Genomic DNA, 20,576 nt, shown 5'->3' with positions numbered 1-20,576 from the left:
TTGCCGTTTTTTGGGTGGCATTCCCCTGTGCACCCTGAGGCGTGCCCGTTGCGGGCGCGCCTTTTTTTTGCATGGCGCGCGGTCTTCAAACCGGCGCCATGCTTCGACCGGATCGCGGATTAACGGGCCGCGATCACATCCGCCACCAGCAGCGCCGTCATGTTGACGATCCGGCGCACCGTCGCCGACGCCGTCAGCACGTGCACCGGCCTGGCCGCGCCCAGCAGCATCGGACCAATCGCGATGTTGTTGCCCGCGGCCGTCTTCAGCAGGTTGTACGAGATGTTGGCCGCGTCGATGTTCGGCAGCACCAGCAGGTTCGCGTCGCCTTCGAGCGTCGAGTCGGGCATCACCTCGCGGCGCAGATTCGCGTCGAGCGCGATGTCGCCGTGCATTTCGCCGTCCACGTGCAGGTCCGGTGCGCGCTCGCGCAGGATCGCCAGCGTGTCGCGCATCTTCTGCGCGGTCGGCGCGTTGCTCGTGCCGAAGTTCGAATGCGACAGCAGCGCGATCTTCGGTTCGATACCGAAACGGCGCACTTCTTCAGCCGCCATGATCGTGATTTCCGCCAGTTGCTCCGGCGTCGGATCGACGTTCACGTGCGTATCCACCAGGAAAATCTGCCGGTTCGGCAGCACCAGCGCATTCATCGCCGCGTAGACCTTCGCGCCTTCCTTCTTGCCGATCACCTGATCGATGAAGTGCAGGTGACGATGCGTGGTCGACACCGTGCCGCAGATCATGCCGTCCGCTTCGCCCTTTTCCACCAGCATCGCGCCGATCAGCGTGGTGCGGCGGCGCATTTCGAGCTTCGCCATCTGCGCGCTGATGCCCTTGCGCGACATCATCTTGTGATATTCCTGCCAGAAGTCGCGATAGCGCTCGTCGTGGTCGGTGTTCACGACCGTGTAGTCCTGCCCCGCGACCAGACGCAGCCCGTAGCGCGCAATGCGCTGCTCGATCACCGCCGGCCGGCCGATCAGGATCGGCCTGGCGAGCTTCTCGTCGACGATGATCTGCATCGCGCGCAGCACGCGCTCTTCTTCGCCTTCCGCGAACACGATGCGCTTCTTCTCCGGCTCGACGCCACGCGCGAGCTGGAAGATCGGCTTCATGGTCGTGCCGCTGTGATACACGAACTGCTGCAGATGCTGTTCGTAGGCTTCCATGTCCTCGATCGGACGCTCGGCGACGCCCGAATCCATCGCGGCCTTCGCCACGGCCGGCGCGACCTTGACGATCAGACGCGGATCGAACGGCTTCGGAATCAGGTATTCCGGGCCGAACGAGAGATCCTGAATGCCATACGCCGTCGCGACGATGTCGCTCTGCTCCTGGCGCGCGAGTTCGGCGATCGCGTTGACCGCCGCGATTTCCATTTCCCGCGTGACCGTGGTCGCGCCCGCATCCAGCGCGCCGCGGAACAGGAACGGGAACACCAGCACGTTGTTCACCTGGTTCGGGTAGTCGGTGCGGCCGGTGCACAGCACGGCGTCCGGACGCACTTCCAGCGCCAGTTCCGGCAGGATTTCCGGCGTCGGATTGGCCAGCGCCAGAATCAGCGGCTTGTCCGCCATCTGCCTGACCATGTCCTGCTTGAGCACGCCGCCCGCCGAGAGCCCCAGGAAAACGTCCGCGCCGCCGATGGCTTCGGCCAGCGTGCGGGCATCGGTTTCACGCGCGAAGCGCTCCTTGTCCGGGTCCATCAGTTCGACGCGGCCCTTGTAGACCACGCCGGCCAGATCGGTGACGGTGATGTTCTCGAGCGGCAGGCCGATGTCGACCAGCAGGTCCAGACAGGCCAGCGCTGCGGCGCCCGCGCCCGAGGACACCAGCTTGACCTCCCTGATGTCCTTGCCGACCACCTTCAGACCGTTGGTGATGGCCGCCGCGACGACGATGGCCGTACCGTGCTGGTCGTCGTGGAAGACCGGAATCTTCATGCGCTTGCGGCATTCGCGTTCGACGATGAAGCAGTCCGGCGCCTTGATGTCCTCGAGGTTGATGCCGCCGAAGGTCGGCTCCAGCGCCGCGATCACGTCGACCAGCTTGTGCGGGTCGGACTCGTTCAGCTCGATATCGAACACGTCGATGCCGGCGAACTTCTTGAACAGCACGGCCTTGCCTTCCATGACCGGTTTCGAGGCGAGCGGGCCGATGTTGCCCAGACCCAGCACCGCGGTGCCGTTCGTGACGACGCCGACCAGGTTGCTGCGCGCGGTGAAGCGCGCGGCGTTCAACGGGTTCTCGACGATTTCCTCGCACGCGAACGCGACGCCAGGCGAGTACGCCAGCGCGAGGTCGCGCTGGTTGATCATCTGCTTGGTCGGGGCGATCGCGATCTTCCCCGGGGTGGGGAACTCGTGGTAATCGAGGGCGGCTTCGCGGAGTTTGCTATTGACGGGAGTCGACATAAGGCGGGCTTCGAAGGGCGGATTAGAATAGACGTTCGACGGCATTGTAGCCCCAATTGGCGGCCCAATTCCTTCAATACGGGTACAACTGCCGCGACAGAAACATAGCGAAAGGCTGACGTGGCACGCTGTGGCCGCAACGCGACCCGAATCGGAGTTGCCGGGCGATCGAATGTTTACCCGATGACCACTCCATACAATGCGCGCCGTTAGCCGCAATTCGCAACAATTAATCGTTCACCCTTCGCCACCATGCTCTCCGAGTTTTCGCTGATCGATCGTTTCTTTGCCCGCCGCGCCGCTGCCCGGCCCGCCGACGCCGCGAGCGGCACGCTCGGCATCGGCGACGACTGTGCGCTGCTCGCCCCGCGCGCGGGCGAAATGCTGGCGATATCGACGGACATGCTGGTGGAAGGCCGCCACTTTTTCGCCGATGTCGATCCCGAGGCGCTGGGTCACAAAGCCCTTGCCGTGAACTTGTCGGACCTCGCCGCGATGGGCGCGCAACCGCAGGCGTTCACGCTGGCGTTCTCCTTGCCGAAGGCCGAAGAAGCCTGGCTTGCCGCGTTCAGCGAAGGGCTTTTCGCGCTGGCCGAACGCTACGGGTGCGAGCTGATCGGCGGCGACACGACCGGCGGTCCGCTGAATCTGTGCATCACGGTATTCGGCAGCGTGCCGCCGCGCGCGGCGCTGCGCCGCGACGCCGCGCAACCGGGCGATGACATCTGGATTTCCGGCACGCTTGGCGACGCGCGCGCCGGCCTCGGCGTGCGGCGCGGCGAATGGTCTGCCGAGGCCAGCGACACTGCGACGTTTAGTCGCGCCCTCGACCGCCCGGAGCCGCGCGTCGCGCTCGGGCTCGCGCTGCGCGGCATCGCCCACGCGGCGCTCGACCTCTCGGACGGTCTCGCGGGCGATCTGCTGCACATTCTGGAACGCTCGAACTTGCGTGCCACGGTCGACGTCGACGCCGTGCCCCGTTCCGCCGCGCTGCGCCGCCTCGCGCCCGAGATCCAGCGACGCTGCACGCTCGCCGGCGGCGACGACTACGAGCTGTGCTTCACCGCGCCGCCCGCGGTGCGTGCCGCAGTCGAAAAGGCCGGCCAGGAGGTGGGCATTCAGCTCACCCGCATCGGTACAATAAGCGCTCTCGAATCGGCGGCCGACCGTCCGGCGATCGGCTGGCGCGATGCCGCCGGCGCGCCGCTTACTCTGACGTTGCAAGGCTTCGACCACTTTCATGCAGACTGATCCCCCGCTCGGCCCGGCCGACAAACTCATCAGCGTCGAGCCGCCGCAGGCGCCGCGCGCGCCCGATCCGCGCCCGCCCGGCCGTCAGCCGCGCCGCGCCACCGCGCGCTTCATGCTGTCGCATCCGCTGCACATTCTGTCGCTGGGGTTCGGCAGTGGCCTGTCGCCGGTCGCGCCGGGCACGATCGGCACGCTGTTCGCGTGGGCGTCGTTCGCCGTTCTGAGCCGTTATCTGACCGTAATCGAGTGGGGCCTGCTGATCGTCGCCGGCTTCTTCGGCGGCATTGCGATTTGCGGATTCACCGCGAAGAAGCTCGGCATCGACGATCCTTCGCCGGTCGTGTGGGACGAAATCATCGCGTTCTGGCTGGTGCTGCTAATGGTCACACCGGTCACGCTGACCGGGCAGTTGTGGGCGTTCCTCGTGTTCCGCTTCTTCGACATGGTGAAGCCGCCACCCATCGGCTATTTCGATCGTCGTCTGAAAGGTGGCTTTGGCATCATGTTCGATGACCTGGTCGCCGCGTTTTTCACGCTGCTCGTGATTGCACTCTGGCGCATGTCCGTTTGACTGCTGCCCGGCGGCTGCCGCGCCGCCGGGCATTCACCGCCAGCCCCCGTTTTTCCGGATTGACGCCATGCCTACCGATTCCGTCGTTCACCAGCTCGCCATTCGCGTGAGCAACCGTCTGCGCGACGAGCGCCTCATGCTCGTCACGGCCGAGTCCTGCACGGGCGGCATGGTAGCGACCGCGATCACCGACATTTCCGGCAGCAGCGGCTGGTTCGAGCGCGGCTTCGTCACGTATTCGAATCAGGCGAAGAGCGAGATGATCGGCGTGCCCGCCGAGCTGATCGACAAGCACGGCGCGGTCAGCGAGCAAGTGGCACGCGCCATGGCCGAAGGCGCGCTGCGCAATAGCCGCGCGCAGGTCTCGCTGTCCATTACTGGCGTCGCCGGACCGGGCGGCGGCACCGAAACCAAACCGGTCGGCATGGTCTCGTTCGGTTGGAGCAACCGGCTGCATACGTCGGTGGAAACGAAGATCTTCAAGGGCGACCGCGAGAAGATCCGCGTGCAGGCTGCCGCGCATGCATTGCGCGGCGTCCTCGCCTTGCTCGACGAACGCGAGCACTAACCCTTGTTCGAAGCGGAGAGCCGATGCCTGATTCGCACGCAGTCAAAGACGAACTGATCCGCCGCCTCGATCTCAAACCGCATCCCGAAGGCGGATTTTTCAGCGAGACGTACCGCTCGGCGGAGCGCGTGATCCGCGACAGCGACCACAGCGCAGCGGAAACGCGCTCTGCGTCCACGGCGATCTATTACCTGCTCTGCGACGGCGCGCATTCGGCGTGGCACCGGATCAAGTCCGACGAGGTTTGGCATTTCTATGCGGGCGAACCATTGAACGTCCATGTGCTCGACGAGACGGGCGCATTGGTGACACATAAGCTCGGCGACGCGCTGACGCACGCGGATGCCGTGTTTCAGGCCGTGGTGCCTGCAGGTCTGTGGTTCGCGGCGGAATGCGCCGATCCGGCGACCTTCGCGCTGGTGGGCTGCACGGTGGCGCCGGGTTTTGAATTCAGCGAATTCGAACTGGCGGATGTCCGCGCGTTGAAAGCGCGGCATCCGCGGCATGCGGCGTTGATCGAGCGGCTGGGGCCAAGCTGAATCCCATGCGTTCATAGGCCGCCTTCAATGAAGGTTGCCCGCGCTTTTATGCCGATCTCGCGGATATCGACGTGTTGAAAGCGCGGCATGCCGCGTTGATCGACCGGCTGAGGCCAAACTGAACTCCACGCGCGCCCGAGCAACGACCGCCTGCGATTACCGGAACGCGTTGATCCGATCCCGCGTTTCCATCGCGGCCTTCGCCGCGGCTTCGGCGAAATCGTCGCCCTTGCCCGCGTAGATGATCGCCCGCGACGAGTTGATCAGCATGCCCATGCCGTTCGCGGTGCGGCCGGCGTTGACCGTCGCTTCCACATCGCCGCCTTGCGCGCCGATGCCCGGAATCAGCAGCGGCATATCGCCGACGATCCCCCGCACCACTTCAATCTCTTTCGGGAAAGTCGCGCCAACCACCAGACTCAGCTGGCCGCTCGCATTCCATTTCTCCGCCGCCAATTGCGCAACGACCTGATACAGCGGACGGCCGCCCGTCTCCAGGAATTGCAGGTCGGAGCCGCCCGGGTTCGACGTGCGGCACAGCACGATCACGCCTTTGCCTGCGTGCTCCAGATATGGCTGGATCGAGTCGAAACCCATGTAGGGATTCACCGTCACGGCGTCCGCCTGATAACGCTCGAACGCCTCGCGCGCATATTGCTCGGCGGTGCTGCCGATGTCGCCGCGCTTCGCGTCCAGAATCACCGGCAGGCCCGGATGGTTCGCATGAATGTGGGCGATCAGCTGCTCAAGCTGGTTTTCCGCGCGATGTGCCGCGAAGTAGGCAATCTGCGGTTTGAAAGACGACGCATACGGCGCGGTTGCGTCGACGATCGTGCGGCAGAAGTCGAAGATCGCCTCGGGACGGCCCGCGAGCGCGCCCGGGAATTTGCTCGGCTCGGGATCGAGGCCGACGCACAGCAGCGAGTTGGTGCGCCGCCAGGCGTCGTTGAGTGTCTGGATGAAGTTGGACATGGTGGGTCTCGCGGCGAGCTGGAAAACGAAAGAGGCGCGTATTTTACCCGTCCTGCGCGGCGGGCCGCGCCACCTTCGCCCGCTACTGCCGCCGCTTCGAGCCGCGCGCGCCCGGCATCGAGCGCAAACCCGTGCGTTCGACGGTGAAGCGGAACGTGCGCGTCAGTCGTTCGCCGCGTCCTAGCAAGGTCATGCCGTTTTCGCTCGCGCCGCCGGCCAGGTTCATCGCGTTGATCGGATGATCCACCGGTTCGAAGCAGAAAAAGTCTTCGCCGGGCGGCGTGTACAGCACGTAGTAGTCGGTATCGGCGGCAATGTTCAGCGACAGGCGGCGCTTCGGCCACACTACCGCCGCTTGCCCACTCCAGCCGGTAAAGGCGTGATTGACGATGGTTTCCGGCAGCGGATACGCCACGCCGAATTGCCAGGCAGGCGGCGCCTGCACATGCCGCACCGGCAACCAGTCGTCGCCGGAGAGCCACAGGCCGCCGGCCGCGGCGGACAACTCGGTGTCCGCGTCGCGCACGAAGAAGGGATGCACGCCCAGCCCGAAAGGCAGCGCCTCGCGGCCGGTATTTTCGATTTCGAGCGTGACGACCAGCGTCGGGCCGTCCAGCGTATAGGTTTGCGTCGCGCGGTACGTGTACGGCTTGCCGTCGCGGCGATCGAGCGTGAGGCGGACATTTTCGCGATCCGACTCCGCGACCTGCCAGGCCGATTGCCAACCGTCGCCGTGAATCGGCAAGGGTTCGTCGGCGCGATTGCGCGGCACCTCGACGCGCCGTCCCGCCACATTGAACTCCCCGCCGCCGATGCGATTTGAATACGGCAGGAGCGGATAACAGGACAACTGGTTCGGTTGCGTATCGGCGCCGACGTGGCGGCAGCGGCGGAAGATCGGCGTGAGCGCGCCGTCGTTGCGCCAGTCGAAACGGGTGACGCCGCCGCCGAGCGTCGGCGCGACGTCGAGACGCAAATGCGCGTTGGCGAGCGTGATGCACGCGACATCGCCGGCGCTGGCTTCGCCGACGGCAACCGCCGACGTGCTGGGACCCGGCAACACCGGATTGGCCGCCGCGGCGAGTCGCGAGCGTCGACTCTGTGAGGTCTGAGGGGAGGAAGAAACAAGATTCGCAACAGTCATATCTGGCTCCATCGAGAGGCTTGGGACGTTGCCGTCATTGCTGACGGATGCTGTTGGGCGATTTTCTTAAACTGGTCGCCTCTGGGTCCGAACTGCATGCTGCCGATTTGCTGCCACTGGGATTGCACCATCAACTTGCGATTCACTTTCAGGCTCACTGCCCGACCGCGCTTTATCGTTTCATTACTTCATTGCTGCCTCGAGAGCGAGGCAGCGTCATTCTGCGCTAAGCTGGCGCGCCTTGGAACACCGGCTCCGGCAAACCTTGCCGTCCGGGCGTGGCGACGAACACGCCGCCGGCGTGCGTATCGTCCGCAAGCGCCGCTGCATCGAGGTCACAGCGTGCGCTCGTGATGTACAGCGTGCCGAGTTGCGCGCCGCCTAGCGCGACGCAACTGGGCTGCGCGGTCGGCACGTCGACACGTTCCGTTTCCACGCCGTCCGGGCCGTAGCGCACCACTCGCCGGCCGCCCCATTGCGCGTTCCACAGGCCGCCGTCGCGGTCGACGGTCGAGCCGTCGGGTTCGCCGGTGGCGTCGGTGAGCTGGGTGAACAGGCGGTCGTTGGCGATGCCGCCGTCAGCGCGGTAGTCGCACGCGCGGATTTCGCGCGTGGGCGAATCGCAGTAGTACATCGTCGTGCCGTCGGGACTGAACGCGATGCTGTTCGAGATCGCGGGCGCGGGCAACGGCAAACGCTCGAGCGACAGATCGTGATCGAGCCGGTAGAAGCCGCCGATTGCCTGCAGCGGCGCGCCTTCATCTTTGGTGCCGAACACGAAGCGCCCCTGACGGTCGCAGCGGCCGTCGTTCACGCGCGTATTCAAACCGGGTTCGACGTCGATGATGCGCCGCGTCTCGCCGGTGGCCAGCTCGAAAAAGGCAAGATGCGTGGCCAGGCCGAGCAGCAGGTAACGCGGATCCGCGCACAGCGCGAACGTGGCGAGGCGCTCGGGCATACGCCAGGACATGGTGCTACCGTCCCTCGGGTCATAGCGCCACAGGCGCGCGCCTTCGATATCCGTCCAGTAGAAACGGCCGCTTTGCGCGCACCATGTCGCCCCTTCGCCGAGCGTGCATTTCGTATCGAGCAGCAGCGCGGCCGTACCGGATGAACCGCTCGCACTCACGCCCAGCCTCCGTCGACGATGATGTCCTGCGCGGTGATCATCCGGCTGTCGTCGGCGGCAAGGAAGAGCGCCATGCGCGCGAGGTCGGCCGGTTCCAGCTCGGCGTCGATGCACTGCCCTTCCTTGATCGAACGACGGCCCGCGTCGTCGAGCCACAAGCGCTTCTGCTTCTCGGTCATCACCCACCCCGGCGCCAGCGTATTGACGCGGATATTGAAATGGCCGAGGTCGCGCGCAAGACCGCGCGTCAAACCCTGCACCGCGGATTTCGACATCACATAGACCGGATAGCCGCCGTTCTTCAGCATCCAGCTGATCGAACCGAGGTTGATGATCGAGCCGCTGTTGGCGGCTTTCATGTCCTCCATCACCGCTTGCGCAGCAAAGAACTGGTGCCGAATGTTCACCGCGATGCCCGCGTCGAACGACTCGCGCGTGACTTCGCCGATTGTGTGGCGCTTGTCGTTCGCGGCGTTGTTCACCAGCACCTGGATCGGGCCGAGCGCGGTCTTCACGTCGGCGATCGCTTTTTGCAGCGCGTCGATGTCGGTCAGATCGCACGGCAGGAACAGCGGTTTGTGCTTCGAATCGCCGAGTTCGTCGGCGAGCGCTTCGCCGGCGCTCACGTCGATGTCGAAGAACGCGACGCGAGCGCCTTGCGCCGCGAAGTGCTCGACGAAGGATGCGCCGATGCCGGTCGCGCCACCCGTGATCAACACCGTGCGGTCGACGAGGCTCGGATAGCGCGCGAAGACGTTGTCCGCGAGACGGACGTTTGCATTGGCCGGAGACGACATCGTTCGATTCCTTTTAGAGCAAGTGGGTTAGTCCCGCGATCCGCGGTTCTTCAACTGGTCGAGCAGCACGGCGGCGAGCAGGATCGCGCCACGCACGAGGTACTGGTAGAACGCGTCGATGTTCATCAGGTTCATCACGTTCTCGACCGTGCCCATGATCAGCACGCCGATCACGACGCCGGAAATCGTCGCGCGGCCGCCGAGCAGCGAGACGCCGCCCAGCACGCACGCCGAGATCACGTTCAGCTCGAAGCCTTCCGCCGCATTCGGCTGCCCCGACGTGATACGCGAGGCCAGAATCACACCGGCCAGCGCGGTCACCGCGCCCTGAATCAGGAAGATGTAGACGCGCGTGCGTTCCACATTGATACCGGCCAGACGCGACGCTTCCGGATTGCCGCCGATCGCGAGCGTATTGCGGCCGTACACGGTCTGGTTGAGCATCACGCCGAACACGATGAAGCACAGCAGCGTGACCCAGATCGGCAGCGACACGCCGAAGAAGCTCAAACCGCCGAGCGCGATAAACGTATCCGACGACACGCCCACCGCCTGACCGTGCGAGACGATAAAGCCGAGGCCGCGAACGATTTCCATCGTGGCGAGCGTCGTGATCAGCGCGTTGATGCGCAGATACGCAATCACCGCGCCGTTGACGAAGCCGATCACGCCGCCCGCCGCCACCGCCGCGATGATCGCGATGAAGGTATTACCGGTGGCGTTGAGCACCATCGCGCACAAGACGCCGGCGAACGCGACGGTCGAACCGACCGACAAGTCGAAGTCGCGCGAGGCGAGACAGAACATCATCGTGCACGAGACCATGCCGATCTGCGAGATCGACAGCGCGAGGCCGAGCATATTCTCGATCGAGAAGAAGTGATCGACGGTCAGCGACATCGTGACGAACATCACGATGAAGATCACGATCAGGCTGTACTCGGTGATCTGTTGCCACCATTTCGCCTTGTCGTTGGACTGCGGAATCAGCGCTTCGGCGGCGCTCTTGGCGGCCTGTTGCGCGAGGTTTTCTCTGGCTTGCATGTTGAAGACTCCTCCCGTTCCCCACGGGTTGCCGGACTTTCGTCCGAATGATGTTCAGGCTGCCTGTTGGGCAGCCGATGCGGTTCCGGTGCCGGTTCCAGGTAAGGCGGTCGAGCTTTGCGGCAAGGCGAGGCTCAAGACCGATTGTTCCGTTGCATCCTGGCGCGCCAGCTCGCCGGAAATCCGGCCCTGACGCATCACGACGATCCGGTCTGACACGCCGAGCACTTCCGGCAGTTCCGACGAAATCATCACGATCGCGCAGCCGCGTTCGGCAAGCTGATAGATCACGTTGTAGATTTCATGCTTCGCGCCGACGTCGATACCGCGAGTCGGCTCATCGAGAATCACGACTTTCAGATCGGGCTCAGCCAACCAGCGCGACAGAATCGCCTTCTGCTGATTGCCGCCCGACAGGAAACGAATCTTCTGGCGGCGGCTCGGCGTCTTGATCTTCAGCAGCTTGATGAAACGGTCCGCGGTTTCCGCTTCCTTCTTGCGATCGAGGAACATCCCCGCGCGCAGGTAGTGACGGCGGCAACTAATATTGATGTTCTCCGACACCGTCGCCATCGCGACGATGCCCTCTTCCTTGCGGTCTTCCGGGCACAGCACGATGCCGTGCCTGATCGCTTCACCCGCGCTGCGCACCTTGATCGGCTTGCCGTCGAGCATCAACTCGCCGCCCTTCTTGTGATCGGCGCCGTACACCAGATGCATCAGTTCGCTACGGCCCGCGCCCACCAGCCCGAAAAAGCCGACGATCTCGCCGCGCCGCACTTCGAAGCTGGCTGGCTGCGCGAGCGCGTGGCCCTCAATCGCTTTCGCCGCGAAGCGCACTTCGCCGAGCGGCCGCGCCGAGTAGTTATAGATGTCCGAAATTTCCCGCCCCACCATTTCGCTGACGATGGTGTCGCGCGACACGCCTTCGAGCGTCGGATGCGAGGCGATCTTGCGGCCGTCGCGGAAGATCGTGCAGGCGTCGCACAGTTCGTAGATCTCGTCCATGCGGTGCGAGATGTAGATCATCGCGCGGTTGTCGGCACGCAGATCGCGCACCAGCTTGAACAGCACCTCGGTCTCACGATGCGACAGCGAGCTGGTCGGCTCATCCAATGCGATCACGCGCGCGTTACGCAGCAGCGCCTTGCAGATTTCCACCATCTGGCGCTGCGCGATCGAGAGCTTGCGCAGCTTCGCGTTCGGGTCGAGCGCCACGCCCATCGCTTCGAGGCGTTCGCGCACGAAGCGTTTGGCTTCGCGCTTGTTGACCCAGCCGAGCGAGTTCGGCAACTGGCCGAGCAGCAGGTTTTCCGCGACCGTCAGATCGGGCACGTATTGCAGTTCCTGGTGAATCACCGCAATGCCCGCCGCGATCGACGCCGCCGCGCTGGAGAAGCGCACCTCGTTGCCGTCGATCATCACACGGCCCGAGTCGGGCTGATATTCACCGCCGAGAATCTTCAGCAGGGTCGATTTCCCTGCGCCGTTTTCGCCCATCAGGCCGTGCACCTGGCCGACGTTGACGTCGAAGGACACACCGTCGAGCGCGCGCACGCCTGGAAAGACTTTGCCGATATTGTCAAAACGTAGCGTCGCTGACACTTCGCCTCCTAATGCTTCGTGTGAACCTTTGCTTTGTGGCGCCTGCATGATTACGTCATGGGCAGGTGCAAAGCAGAGCATGTCTCAACTACTCATCTTGTATTGCTGCTGCCGGCGCGTGCCCTCTTTCGCGAAAGAGAAACACGCGCCGGCAGTTCACTTCATGTCACCACTTGCTGAATCAAACCGCTCAATTTGCCGCGAGGCCCATCTTCTGGCGCACATCGGCGACGTTGTCACGCGTGGCCAGCATGCCGGTCGTCAGGGTCAGCGCCGGCGGTGCCTTGCCTTGCGTGATCCAGTCGTACATCAGCGTCGAGGTTTCTTCGCCGTGGCGCTTCGGGCTGATGATGACCGTGCCGTAGAAGCCGGTCGGCGACGGCTTCTTGAACTCGTTGAGTGCCGAGTCCGATCCGCCGATGCCGATACCGATCATGTTGTCCGCCTTGAAGCCGCGGCCTTCCGCTGCACGCACGGCGCCGAGCACGGCTTCGTCGTTCAGGCCGTAAGCGACCCAGTGCTTGAAGTTCGGATTCTTCGTCAGCGCGATGTTGGCGGCGTTGAACGCGTTTTCCGTGTCGGTCTTCGCTTGCGGCGCGGCGATGATGTTCGCCTTCGGGAAGCCGGCGGCGATCAGTGCATCGGTTGCGCCGCTGGTGCGGTCATGCGCGGTCGGCAGTTGTTCGTAGGTCACGTCGATCGCGCCCACGTCCTTCATGTCCCAGCCGCGTTTCTTGATTTCCGCGGCCAGACCGTCGCCGACCTGCTTGCCGATGTTGTACGCCGAGATGCCCATATGCGGCACCGATGCGATCGGCTTGCCCGAGCCGTCGACCAGACGATCGTCCACCGTCATCATCTTCAGGCCGTCGGCTTTCGCTTTCGCGACGATGCCCGGTCCGAGCTTGACGTCAGGCGTGCAGATCACGAAGCCTTGCGCCTTTTGCGCCGACAGGTTGTCGATTGCGCTCATCACCTTCTCGCCCGACGGCGCGCCGATCTTCACCAGCGTGAAGCCCTTTTCCTTGGCGGCGATTTCGGCGAACTTCCACTCGTCCTGGAACCACGGTTCTTCCGGCTGCTTCACGAGGAAGCCGATCTTCACCGGATCGGCAGCTTGCGCGACCGGTGCGTTGAAGAGCACACCCGTCGCCGCTGCTGCCAGCGTGAGGAAAATTCTACGTTTCATGATGCGTGTCTCCTGACTAATTGATAACGAGAAGGTATCGGCCGCGTCTTCTTGTACCGGTTGTGACACACGCGGCCAGCGCGTCGTCCGGTGTACTCCATGCGCCCCTGCGCAATTCGGGTCCTGCAAAAATCAGTCGTGATACAGCGCCGAGCGGCCACCATCCACGGTGATGCAGGTGGCGTTGATGAACGGCGCTTCGTCCGAGGCGAGAAACACCGCGGTCATCGCCACTTCTTCCGGGCGGCCAATGCGTTTCATCGGCTGGAGAGCGAGCGTCGCCTGCTGCGCGGCGGCCGGATCGGCCTGCTCGTTCCACCAGTCATGCGTCAATTGGGTTTCGATGTAACCCGGCGCGATCGCGTTGACCCGCACATTGCGCGGCGCGTATTCGATGCCGAGCGCGCGCGTCAGGCCGATCACACCGTGCTTCGCCACCGGGTACGGAAAGCAGCCCGGAATGATCTTGAACGAATGCGTCGAGGCGATATTCACGATGCTGCCCGCGCCACGTTCGACCATGCCCGGCAACGCGGCGCGGCAACCGTTCCACACGCCGTCGAGATCGACCGCGAAGCAGCGGCGCCAGTCTTCGTCGGTCATGGTGAGCGGGTCGCAGAACACGTTGATGCCGGCGTTGTTCACCAGCACGTCGAGCGCGCCGAATGCGCGTTCGGCTTCGCTCACCGCGTGCTGAACCGACGCGGATTGCGTCACGTCCGTATGCACCGCGAGCACGCGCGCGCCGGTCTGCGCCTTGATATGCTCCGCCGTCTGCTGCGCGGTGTCGATATCCAGTTCGGCCAGCACGACCGCCGCGCCCTCGCGTGCGAACGCGTGCGCGATCGCCGCGCCGATGCCGCGACCGGCGCCGGTGACGAGAGCGACTTTACCGGCGAGCCGTTTCATTTCTTCGCACCCGCACGGGCGATGCGCAAACCGTTGATGAACGCCTTCGCGTGCGATGCCGTCACGGTCGCGCTCTGACCCGGCTTGTACAGCGCCGAGCCAAGACCGAAGCCGTTCGCGCCCGCGCTGAGGAACGGGCCCATGTTGTCAGGCGTGATGCCGCCGACCGGGACCAGCGGCACTTCCGCCGCGATCACCGCGCGCCATGCTTTCACGACCTGACAGCCGAGCTGTTCGGCGGGGAACATCTTCAGCACGTCCGCGCCGTTCTTCAGCGCGATGAACGCTTCGTTCGGTGTCGCGACGCCTGGCGCGCAGGCCATGCCTTGCGCCTTCGCGGCACTGACGACTTCCGGATCGCTATGCGGCATGACGATCAGTTCGCCGCCCGCCGACTTCACGTCGTTGACGAAACTCGGATGCAGCACCGTGCCCGCGCCGACGATCGCGTCGGCCGGCAACACCTTGCGGATCGCGGCGATGCTGTCGAACGGTTGCGGCGAATTCAGCGGCACTTCGACGATCCGGAAGCCGGCTTCATACAGCGCCTGACCGTGCTCGGCGGCATCGGCGGGCGTCACGCCGCGCATGATCGCGATCAGCGGACACGCCTCGAACGCTGCGATCAAACCCGCGTGCGGCATGTACGGAGCGGGCAGATTGATGTGAGGTTGCATGTCGGTTCCTTGTTTCGTGGGCGGCGGCGCTGCCGGTCAGGCGCGCGCCGTCTTGGCGGCCGGTTGGACGAGCCCCGCCTGCGACGCGACGCGCCACAGGCCGCGCTCGGTAGCGTGCTTGACCAGTTCCGCCTGGGTACAGCCGAATTGCGCCAGCGCGAGCCGATAGCGCTCGCACAGCGCTTCGTTGCCGATCAGGCGCAGGCTCTGCCCGGCAAGCGCGCTTTGTTGTTGCGCGAGCACGGCATCGAGGCCAGCCAATTCATGCCCGATCAGCAATCCCGACAGATAGTCGGGTTGCTGTTCGCGCGAAAGTTGTCCGGTGAGGCCGAGCGTGCGCGAACTGAATACGGTCGCGAGCACACCCGCCTGGCCTTTTTCCCGGGCGATGTTCACGCCATGCAGGAACGCGCCGGTGTCCGGAAGATCCGGCGTGAGCATCGTGCGGCCGAGAATCGTGTGTTCGCGCAATGCCGCGAACACTTCGCCGGTCATGAAAGTGTGAAAACGTTCGATGCGGTCCGCCTGCACCACCGCCCATTTCGCGTGCGTGCCGGGCAGGCCGATCAGGGCACGCTTGCCGCTGTCGGCGGTGTTCGTTTCCTCGCCGAGTGCGCCGAAGATTTGCGTTTCTTCGCCGCGCATCACGTTGGGCAGTTCGCCGCGTTGCAGGACGCCCGGCACGATGTGCAGCGTCACGCCGCACGCCGCCTTGACGCGGACGATGCCGGCCACCAGCGCATCGGCGCTCGCCGGCGTGTCCACATACGGCGCTTCCAGCCAGCCTTGCGCGCTGCCGACCATGCCGGCCGCGATCACTGGCGCGGCGGGCGCGTGTTCGAGCCAGGCACCGCAGGCGTCGTCGAAGGCCGCGTCGAAGCCGCCCTGCTCGGCGCTGCGCGGCAGATTCATGATGCCCGCCGTCGATGCGCGCGTCGCCAGCACGTTGCCGGACGCGTCGTACAGATAGGCGCGCAGCGAGGTCGTGCCCCAGTCGAGCGCGATCAGCGCGGCATCCGCGTGGCTGGCGTCCACCGCAACTGCTGCGGCGTGGCTGACTGCCTGGGTGGGAGAACCCGCTCGCTTCATCGCTTGATCCTGCGGGTTGCCGGTTGCGGGGCGCGCCAGCCGAGTTCTTCCGAGATCGCGCGCGCTTCGCGCTGCACGACCGGAATCAGTTCGTCCATGCGTTCGAGCGACATGTACGGAATCGTGCTTGCCACCGATAGCGCCGCCACCACCGCGCCCGACGCATCGCGCACCGGAGCCGCGACGCAACGGATCGACGCTTCGTTTTCTTCGAGGTCGAAGGTGTAGCCGCCGGCGGCGTAGTTGGTCATGCGCTGCATGAAGGTCTGCGCGTCAGGGCGGTTATCGGGCTTGAAGCTGACGCCGGCGAGCGCGCGGCGCGATGCGTCGAAGAGCGATTGCCAGACGTCCGGCGTGAGGTCGAGCATCATGGCTTTGCCGATCCCCGTCGACGCCAGCGGCATGCGGTGGCCGACGCGTGAGCGCATTTCGAGGCCACGGGTGCCGGGGATTTTGTCGATGTACAGGACGTCGTCGCCGTCGCGCACGCCGAGGTGGATCGTGTCGAGCGTCTGTTCCGCGAGCGATTCCAGATGCTGGCGTGCGACCGCGGTGAGCGGCATCTGTTCGAGTGCGATGGTGCCGAGTTCGATCAGCTTCGGGCCGAGCAGGTAGCCGCCTTGCACCTGGCGCAGGTAGCGCGCTTGCACGAGGCTGCTCACCAGCCGATGCGTGGTGCTGCGGGTCGTGCCGAGCGCGGCGCCGAAGGTGCGCAGGTCGCGGACGCCGGCTGCTGCCGCTTCGAGGATCGCCAGGCCGCGCAGGAGGGTTTGCGTGCCGGCTTGCTGCGGGGTGATGTCGAGCAGCGTGCTGGGCAGCGCGATTCCGTCTACCGGGGCTGGGTGGATGCTGGGTCGGGGCGGTTTCGTGGCCGTGGCCGCGGCCGGGCGCGGGATGGCGCTGGGCACGTGATCGGCTGATGGCGACAGATCGGCGTCGGACTCGCTCGCGGCGTGAGTAGGCATCGCTTTGTTCATGGCGATTCGCTTTTCGGTGGTTTTTTGCGCTTACAGCGCGGGGCCGGAGATTTGGCCTGGGTTGCTCGCGGTGTCGCGGGCGTGGTGGTGCTGCCTTTGCGTTTTAGGCATGGTTGGGTTTTGTCTCCGGTTTTTTTGCTGTTGCTTTTGGCGCTGCGCGGGGGTGGCTTTGTTTGCCTTTCGCTGCGGCGCTTTGCGTGTTGCGTTGGATTGTAGGGCGGTTTTTGTGAAAGCTCCAATATGTGAGTGTTGGATTCAGATAATGGGATTTGGCGTTGTTAGGTTTTTTGGCTGTGTTCTGTAGGGTGTTGGCCTTTCCTTGAATTCATGTCGGTCTGTTGGCGTCGCCCCTGTGCGGGGCGGCACCTACTTTCTTTGCCGCGGCAAAGAAAGTAGGCAAAGAAAGCCGCTTCACACCGCAAATTCTTAAGTGAGTTCCCCGGCTCGGAGGGGGTAGTGGTGCATCTGGAATCCGTCACCTCGCACATTCAGCGCTCGTGACACAGCAGTCATACTTCCCGCCTCGCGCTACGCGCTCGCCGGAAGGGTTTGCTTGAAACCGATGGGTTTCTCGTGCGCAGCGGGGGCCGTCGGCTTCGCCTCGGCGTGGTGCCGAAATGCGGGCGTTGAAATGGGCAGCCGTCTAGAAATATCTCGCTGCGGCATATCGCGGCCAATTCGGATGAAGTACCGCCGCGCTGTTCCTGAAGAAACTGCTCAGTGTCGTAGCGGCGAAATCCGAATGAGTTGCTGCGAATTTTCGGGAACGGTGACGGCGCGCGCGTTTTAGCTTGGGCGGGTGATCACTTCTCGGTAGTTAGGAGCCCGGCTGTGACGCAGGAAATCGGCGCGATAGCGATGTCGCAGAACAGACAGATCCGCTTCAGAACAAATGCGCGACCAACTGCAACGGCACATTGACAGGCTTCGCGGAACTGCGCCGACTCGCAGAAAGCGGCGGCGGTAAACCTACGACACGCTGAAAGAGGCTGCGAAAACGCAGTGACACACTGACTGTGCTTTGCAGAACCGCGGCGACACACTGAAAGAGGCTTGCGATAACGCGTCGCAACCGCGTTCAACCCGTGCGCCTTTGTTGCGAGGAGGGAAGTGCGGCACGACTCGACGCGCGGACCGCCTACGCCCCCGTGAGCGCCCTTTTGAACGCCACCGCTTTCCGCATTTCCGCACTAAGGCGCTCTAGAGACCAAAGGCCTGAGGGCACCTCGCCGAGGCGAAGCCGACGGCCCCCGCTGCGCACGAGAAACCCATCGTTTCAAGCAGCCCCTTCCGGCGAGCGCGTAGCGCGAGGCGGGAAGTATGACTGCTGTGTCACGAGCGCTGAATGTGCGAGGTGACAGATTCCAGATGCACCACTCCCCCCTCCGAGCCGGGGGACTCACTTAAGAATTTGCGGTGTGAAGCGGCTTTCTTTGCCTACTTTCTTTGCCGCGGCAAAGAAAGTAGGTGCCGCCCCGCACAGCAATGCTCTCAACTTAAGCCCCATTCCATCAAGCGACCTTGTACGCGAGATGGAGATGGGGTTTGGCTTTTCTGGGCGGTCGTGGGTAAGAGCGCGAGGGCTGGATACGACATCGGGCTCCGTGGATGGCGGGCATGAGATCGGCGAGCCGGTTCAGGCAGCGCTCAATCCGTAGCAGGCACGCGCCGAGGATCGGCTTGAGTGCGCCCAGCGCGTACAGACGGTTTGGATGACTGGTGTGGTCGTCTTTGGCTGGATCGTCCAGGTCATTGAGTAGCGTACACAGGTTATCAGCGACGGTTTTCGCACCGAAGTCCTGCTGCAGCGCCAGGTAATCCAGGCCGGTGACAGCCTCAAGCCGCAGTCGGTGCTTCAGACGTTTGAACGCTTCCTCAATACGCCAGCGTTGATGATAGAGCGCGCCGAAAGCGCTGGCCGGATAACGTTCGCGCTCCAGCAGCGAGGTCATCAGCACACGCACGCGGCCGCTGGGCGTGACGTCCCGGATCAGGCGCACGGTGGTAGGCGTGCGCGCCAGTTCATAGTCGCGGGCATCCTCTTCGTTGGGCGCGCCCAGTGTCACGACCTGCTCGGCCTGGCCGCTGCGCGCAAACGCGCTTACACATTTCCATCCTCGGGTATCCACGCGCAGGCAGAAGTGGATCTCGCGCTGCGCCAGCGCAGCCACCATCATGTTGCCGATATAGCCGCGATCAAGCAGCAGCAGATCGGTGTGCGGCTGAAGCACATCCAGCGCTTCGAACAGCATCTGCCGCTCGGCGCCGTCGGCCGGATGGAGCGCGGCATGCAACGTCAGTTCGGGCCCCGGCAGGAACAGCGCGAACGCGTAGTGATCGGCGCGCAACGCATGGCCCTGGCGGGTCGCCACCCGCAGCCGGGTGCCGTCGGCTGCGACCGGCCTCAGGCCGTTCCAGCGCATCGAGTCAATATGGGGTTGGGCAAGCTCAATCAGACGTGCGCGGGCCCGTTCGAACAGCTCGGCCGACAGCCCCCGGCGCGCCTTGCTGAAGGCCTGTGCACTGACGCCGCGGGTACGCACGCCGCATTCGCCGAGCTCACCAAACAGGCCATCGAGCTCGGCCTGCACGCTCGCGCACATGCCCGACATCATCAGCGCGGCCATGCGCGGCAATGTCAGTGTGCGATTGCGGGTGAATGCAGTGGGAGAAAGACGCACGCGCTCAGCGAGCGCCGGATCGAACAGGAAATCGGAGAACTCAGCCAGGAGTTGGGAGGACGCTGGTATTTGAGTTCATATCGTCGATTTATCAATCAGTTATGCGATGAAGTTTACAGATCGAACGCCCCGTATACAAGCCCTTTCGGGCTTAAGTTGAGAGCATTGCCCCGCACAGGGGCGACGCTAATAAACCGACATGAACTCAAGGAAAGGCCAACGCCATAAAAAAAAACACAGACCCAGCGCCGAGCACGCAAAGACCCCCATTAATCAGGCAACTCAGCCGCCCCCATCCTCCTGGCAATAACCCGCGAGCGCTGAGCCAAATACTGCGACCCTCGATGCTCATCAAAATACTTAGGCTGCGGCAGCATAACGGCCAATCGAGCCGACTGCGCAGCAGTCAACTTACTCGCCGAAGTCTTGTAGTAATAATGAGCCGCCGCCTCAGCCCCATAAACCCCATTCCCCCACTCAACGGAGTTGAGATAAATCTCAAAGATCCGCTCCTTATCCATCAAGGTCTCGAGCATCCAGGTAATGATGAGCTCCTGCCCCTTCCGGATATAGCTTTTCTCCCGAGACAAAAACAGATTCCGCGCCAACTGCTGAGTAATGGTCGACCCACCGCGAACAATCTTGCCCTTAGCCTTATTCCGCTCCCAGGCCTGCAAAATAGCGTCGGCCTCATACCCATTGTTGTTAACAAAATTCGCATCCTCAGAAGCAATAATCGCCCGCTTCAGATTGCGCGAAATCTGGTCATACGACACCCACGTATGCTGCACCGAAAGATCCGGCCGATCCTGCGACAACCGCCACGCGTCCGACCGCATAAACGCTGTACTGCGCGGATTGACGTAATTCCAAACCGCGATCTGCGCGAAGTAAAACGCCTGCGTCGCGAGCCACGCAATCGCCACCACGGCGCACAGATAGAACACCCATCGCGCCGGACCTGGCCGGCTCACGCGCCGCGTTGCTGTCATCGTGCTCTCAATCCTCGTGCGGGAATGT

The 20,576-nt window shown here is 64.0% G+C and carries 18 protein-coding genes; 4 read left to right on the top strand and 14 right to left on the bottom strand.

From position 1 onward, the window contains the following. Positions 1–119: 119 nt before the first annotated feature. The gene (locus B0G74_RS00465) at positions 120–2,459 is read right to left on the bottom strand and encodes an NADP-dependent malic enzyme (RefSeq protein ID WP_132373047.1); all 2,340 of its coding nucleotides are present in this window, start codon (positions 2,457–2,459) and stop codon (positions 120–122) included. A 207-nt stretch (positions 2,460–2,666) separates the two neighbouring features. Here B0G74_RS00465 and thiL point away from each other — a divergent pair, with 207 nt between their 5' ends. From thiL to B0G74_RS00445, 4 genes are all read left to right on the top strand, one after another. Continuing rightward, the gene (thiL, locus tag B0G74_RS00460; protein ID WP_132373045.1) at positions 2,667–3,665 is read left to right on the top strand and encodes a thiamine-phosphate kinase; all 999 of its coding nucleotides are present in this window, start codon (positions 2,667–2,669) and stop codon (positions 3,663–3,665) included. Further along, positions 3,655–4,236 carry a phosphatidylglycerophosphatase A gene (locus B0G74_RS00455; protein WP_207915607.1) on the top strand — a complete coding sequence of 194 codons (582 nt, stop codon included), beginning with the start codon at positions 3,655–3,657 and terminating at the stop codon, positions 4,234–4,236. Before thiL ends, B0G74_RS00455 begins: the two co-directional genes overlap by 11 nt. 67 nt (positions 4,237–4,303) lie before the next feature. Further along, complete coding sequence (locus B0G74_RS00450) at positions 4,304–4,804, top strand: CinA family protein (RefSeq protein WP_106285221.1); 501 nt, start codon at positions 4,304–4,306, stop codon at positions 4,802–4,804. 23 nt (positions 4,805–4,827) lie between these two features. Then, complete coding sequence (locus B0G74_RS00445; RefSeq protein WP_132373043.1) at positions 4,828–5,343, top strand: cupin domain-containing protein; 516 nt, start codon at positions 4,828–4,830, stop codon at positions 5,341–5,343. Positions 5,344–5,499: 156 nt separating this feature from the next. Here B0G74_RS00445 and pyrF read toward each other — a convergent pair whose 3' ends face one another. The 13 genes from pyrF to mtgA form a co-directional block, all read right to left on the bottom strand. Then, entirely contained in the window at positions 5,500–6,315 is an 816-nt protein-coding gene (gene pyrF, locus B0G74_RS00440) for an orotidine-5'-phosphate decarboxylase (RefSeq protein WP_132373041.1), read from the bottom strand. Positions 6,316–6,397: 82 nt separating this feature from the next. Then, the gene (locus B0G74_RS00435) at positions 6,398–7,459 is read right to left on the bottom strand and encodes an aldose 1-epimerase (protein WP_132373039.1); all 1,062 of its coding nucleotides are present in this window, start codon (positions 7,457–7,459) and stop codon (positions 6,398–6,400) included. Between the two features lie 226 nt (positions 7,460–7,685). Beyond that, a complete protein-coding gene (locus B0G74_RS00430; protein WP_132373037.1) occupies positions 7,686–8,588 on the bottom strand; it encodes an SMP-30/gluconolactonase/LRE family protein in 903 nt (300 codons plus the stop codon). Then, positions 8,585–9,385 carry an SDR family oxidoreductase gene (locus B0G74_RS00425; protein WP_132373035.1) on the bottom strand — a complete coding sequence of 267 codons (801 nt, stop codon included), beginning with the start codon at positions 9,383–9,385 and terminating at the stop codon, positions 8,585–8,587. The genes B0G74_RS00430 and B0G74_RS00425 overlap by 4 nt, the downstream gene beginning before the upstream one ends. 27 nt (positions 9,386–9,412) lie before the next feature. Then, positions 9,413–10,429 (bottom strand): L-arabinose ABC transporter permease AraH, encoded by a 1,017-nt coding sequence (gene araH, locus B0G74_RS00420; RefSeq protein WP_132373033.1) that lies wholly within the window; start codon positions 10,427–10,429, stop codon positions 9,413–9,415. Between the two features lie 54 nt (positions 10,430–10,483). Beyond that, on the bottom strand, positions 10,484–12,034 hold the full coding sequence (gene araG, locus B0G74_RS00415) for an L-arabinose ABC transporter ATP-binding protein AraG (protein ID WP_132373031.1): 1,551 nt from the start codon (positions 12,032–12,034) through the stop codon (positions 10,484–10,486). A 190-nt stretch (positions 12,035–12,224) separates the two neighbouring features. Beyond that, entirely contained in the window at positions 12,225–13,223 is a 999-nt protein-coding gene (locus tag B0G74_RS00410) for an arabinose ABC transporter substrate-binding protein (protein ID WP_132373029.1), read from the bottom strand. 132 nt (positions 13,224–13,355) lie between these two features. Beyond that, positions 13,356–14,132 (bottom strand): SDR family oxidoreductase, encoded by a 777-nt coding sequence (locus B0G74_RS00405; protein ID WP_132373027.1) that lies wholly within the window; start codon positions 14,130–14,132, stop codon positions 13,356–13,358. Next, the gene (locus tag B0G74_RS00400) at positions 14,129–14,809 is read right to left on the bottom strand and encodes a 2-dehydro-3-deoxy-6-phosphogalactonate aldolase (protein ID WP_132373025.1); all 681 of its coding nucleotides are present in this window, start codon (positions 14,807–14,809) and stop codon (positions 14,129–14,131) included. Before B0G74_RS00400 ends, B0G74_RS00405 begins: the two co-directional genes overlap by 4 nt. A 36-nt stretch (positions 14,810–14,845) precedes the next feature. Beyond that, a complete protein-coding gene (locus B0G74_RS00395; protein WP_132373023.1) occupies positions 14,846–15,898 on the bottom strand; it encodes a 2-dehydro-3-deoxygalactonokinase in 1,053 nt (350 codons plus the stop codon). After that, positions 15,895–16,875: an IclR family transcriptional regulator gene (locus tag B0G74_RS00390; RefSeq protein WP_132373021.1), complete on the bottom strand. Its 981-nt coding sequence runs from the start codon at positions 16,873–16,875 to the stop codon at positions 15,895–15,897. The genes B0G74_RS00395 and B0G74_RS00390 overlap by 4 nt, the downstream gene beginning before the upstream one ends. A 1,511-nt stretch (positions 16,876–18,386) precedes the next feature. Beyond that, positions 18,387–19,583 carry an IS4 family transposase gene (locus B0G74_RS00375; RefSeq protein ID WP_132373019.1) on the bottom strand — a complete coding sequence of 399 codons (1,197 nt, stop codon included), beginning with the start codon at positions 19,581–19,583 and terminating at the stop codon, positions 18,387–18,389. Between the two features lie 242 nt (positions 19,584–19,825). After that, positions 19,826–20,548 (bottom strand): monofunctional biosynthetic peptidoglycan transglycosylase, encoded by a 723-nt coding sequence (gene mtgA, locus B0G74_RS00370; protein ID WP_132373017.1) that lies wholly within the window; start codon positions 20,546–20,548, stop codon positions 19,826–19,828. Positions 20,549–20,576: the final 28 nt, after the last annotated feature.

This window comes from Paraburkholderia sp. BL9I2N2, from assembly GCF_004339745.1.
Classification (GTDB): Bacteria; Pseudomonadota; Gammaproteobacteria; order Burkholderiales; family Burkholderiaceae; genus Paraburkholderia.
The sequence above is the reverse complement of the archived record's forward strand: the minus strand, read 5'-3'. Positions and strand labels throughout refer to the sequence as shown.

What these genes read in the sequence shown, in the direction of transcription:
- B0G74_RS00465 (WP_132373047.1), bottom strand. Translation starts at nt 2,459, where the DNA reads ATGCCGTCGAACGTCTATTCTAATCCGCCCTTCGAAGCCCGCCTTATG.
- thiL (WP_132373045.1), top strand. Translation starts at nt 2,667, where the DNA reads ATGCTCTCCGAGTTTTCGCTGATCGATCGTTTCTTTGCCCGCCGCGCC.
- B0G74_RS00455 (WP_207915607.1), top strand. Translation starts at nt 3,655, where the DNA reads ATGCAGACTGATCCCCCGCTCGGCCCGGCCGACAAACTCATCAGCGTC.
- B0G74_RS00450 (WP_106285221.1), top strand. Translation starts at nt 4,304, where the DNA reads ATGCCTACCGATTCCGTCGTTCACCAGCTCGCCATTCGCGTGAGCAAC.
- B0G74_RS00445 (WP_132373043.1), top strand. Translation starts at nt 4,828, where the DNA reads ATGCCTGATTCGCACGCAGTCAAAGACGAACTGATCCGCCGCCTCGAT.
- pyrF (WP_132373041.1), bottom strand. Translation starts at nt 6,315, where the DNA reads ATGTCCAACTTCATCCAGACACTCAACGACGCCTGGCGGCGCACCAAC.
- B0G74_RS00435 (WP_132373039.1), bottom strand. Translation starts at nt 7,459, where the DNA reads ATGACTGTTGCGAATCTTGTTTCTTCCTCCCCTCAGACCTCACAGAGT.
- B0G74_RS00425 (WP_132373035.1), bottom strand. Translation starts at nt 9,385, where the DNA reads ATGTCGTCTCCGGCCAATGCAAACGTCCGTCTCGCGGACAACGTCTTC.
- araH (WP_132373033.1), bottom strand. Translation starts at nt 10,429, where the DNA reads ATGCAAGCCAGAGAAAACCTCGCGCAACAGGCCGCCAAGAGCGCCGCC.
- B0G74_RS00410 (WP_132373029.1), bottom strand. Translation starts at nt 13,223, where the DNA reads ATGAAACGTAGAATTTTCCTCACGCTGGCAGCAGCGGCGACGGGTGTG.
- B0G74_RS00405 (WP_132373027.1), bottom strand. Translation starts at nt 14,132, where the DNA reads ATGAAACGGCTCGCCGGTAAAGTCGCTCTCGTCACCGGCGCCGGTCGC.
- B0G74_RS00400 (WP_132373025.1), bottom strand. Translation starts at nt 14,809, where the DNA reads ATGCAACCTCACATCAATCTGCCCGCTCCGTACATGCCGCACGCGGGT.
- B0G74_RS00395 (WP_132373023.1), bottom strand. Translation starts at nt 15,898, where the DNA reads ATGAAGCGAGCGGGTTCTCCCACCCAGGCAGTCAGCCACGCCGCAGCA.
- B0G74_RS00390 (WP_132373021.1), bottom strand. Translation starts at nt 16,875, where the DNA reads ATGAACAAAGCGATGCCTACTCACGCCGCGAGCGAGTCCGACGCCGAT.
- mtgA (WP_132373017.1), bottom strand. Translation starts at nt 20,548, where the DNA reads ATGACAGCAACGCGGCGCGTGAGCCGGCCAGGTCCGGCGCGATGGGTG.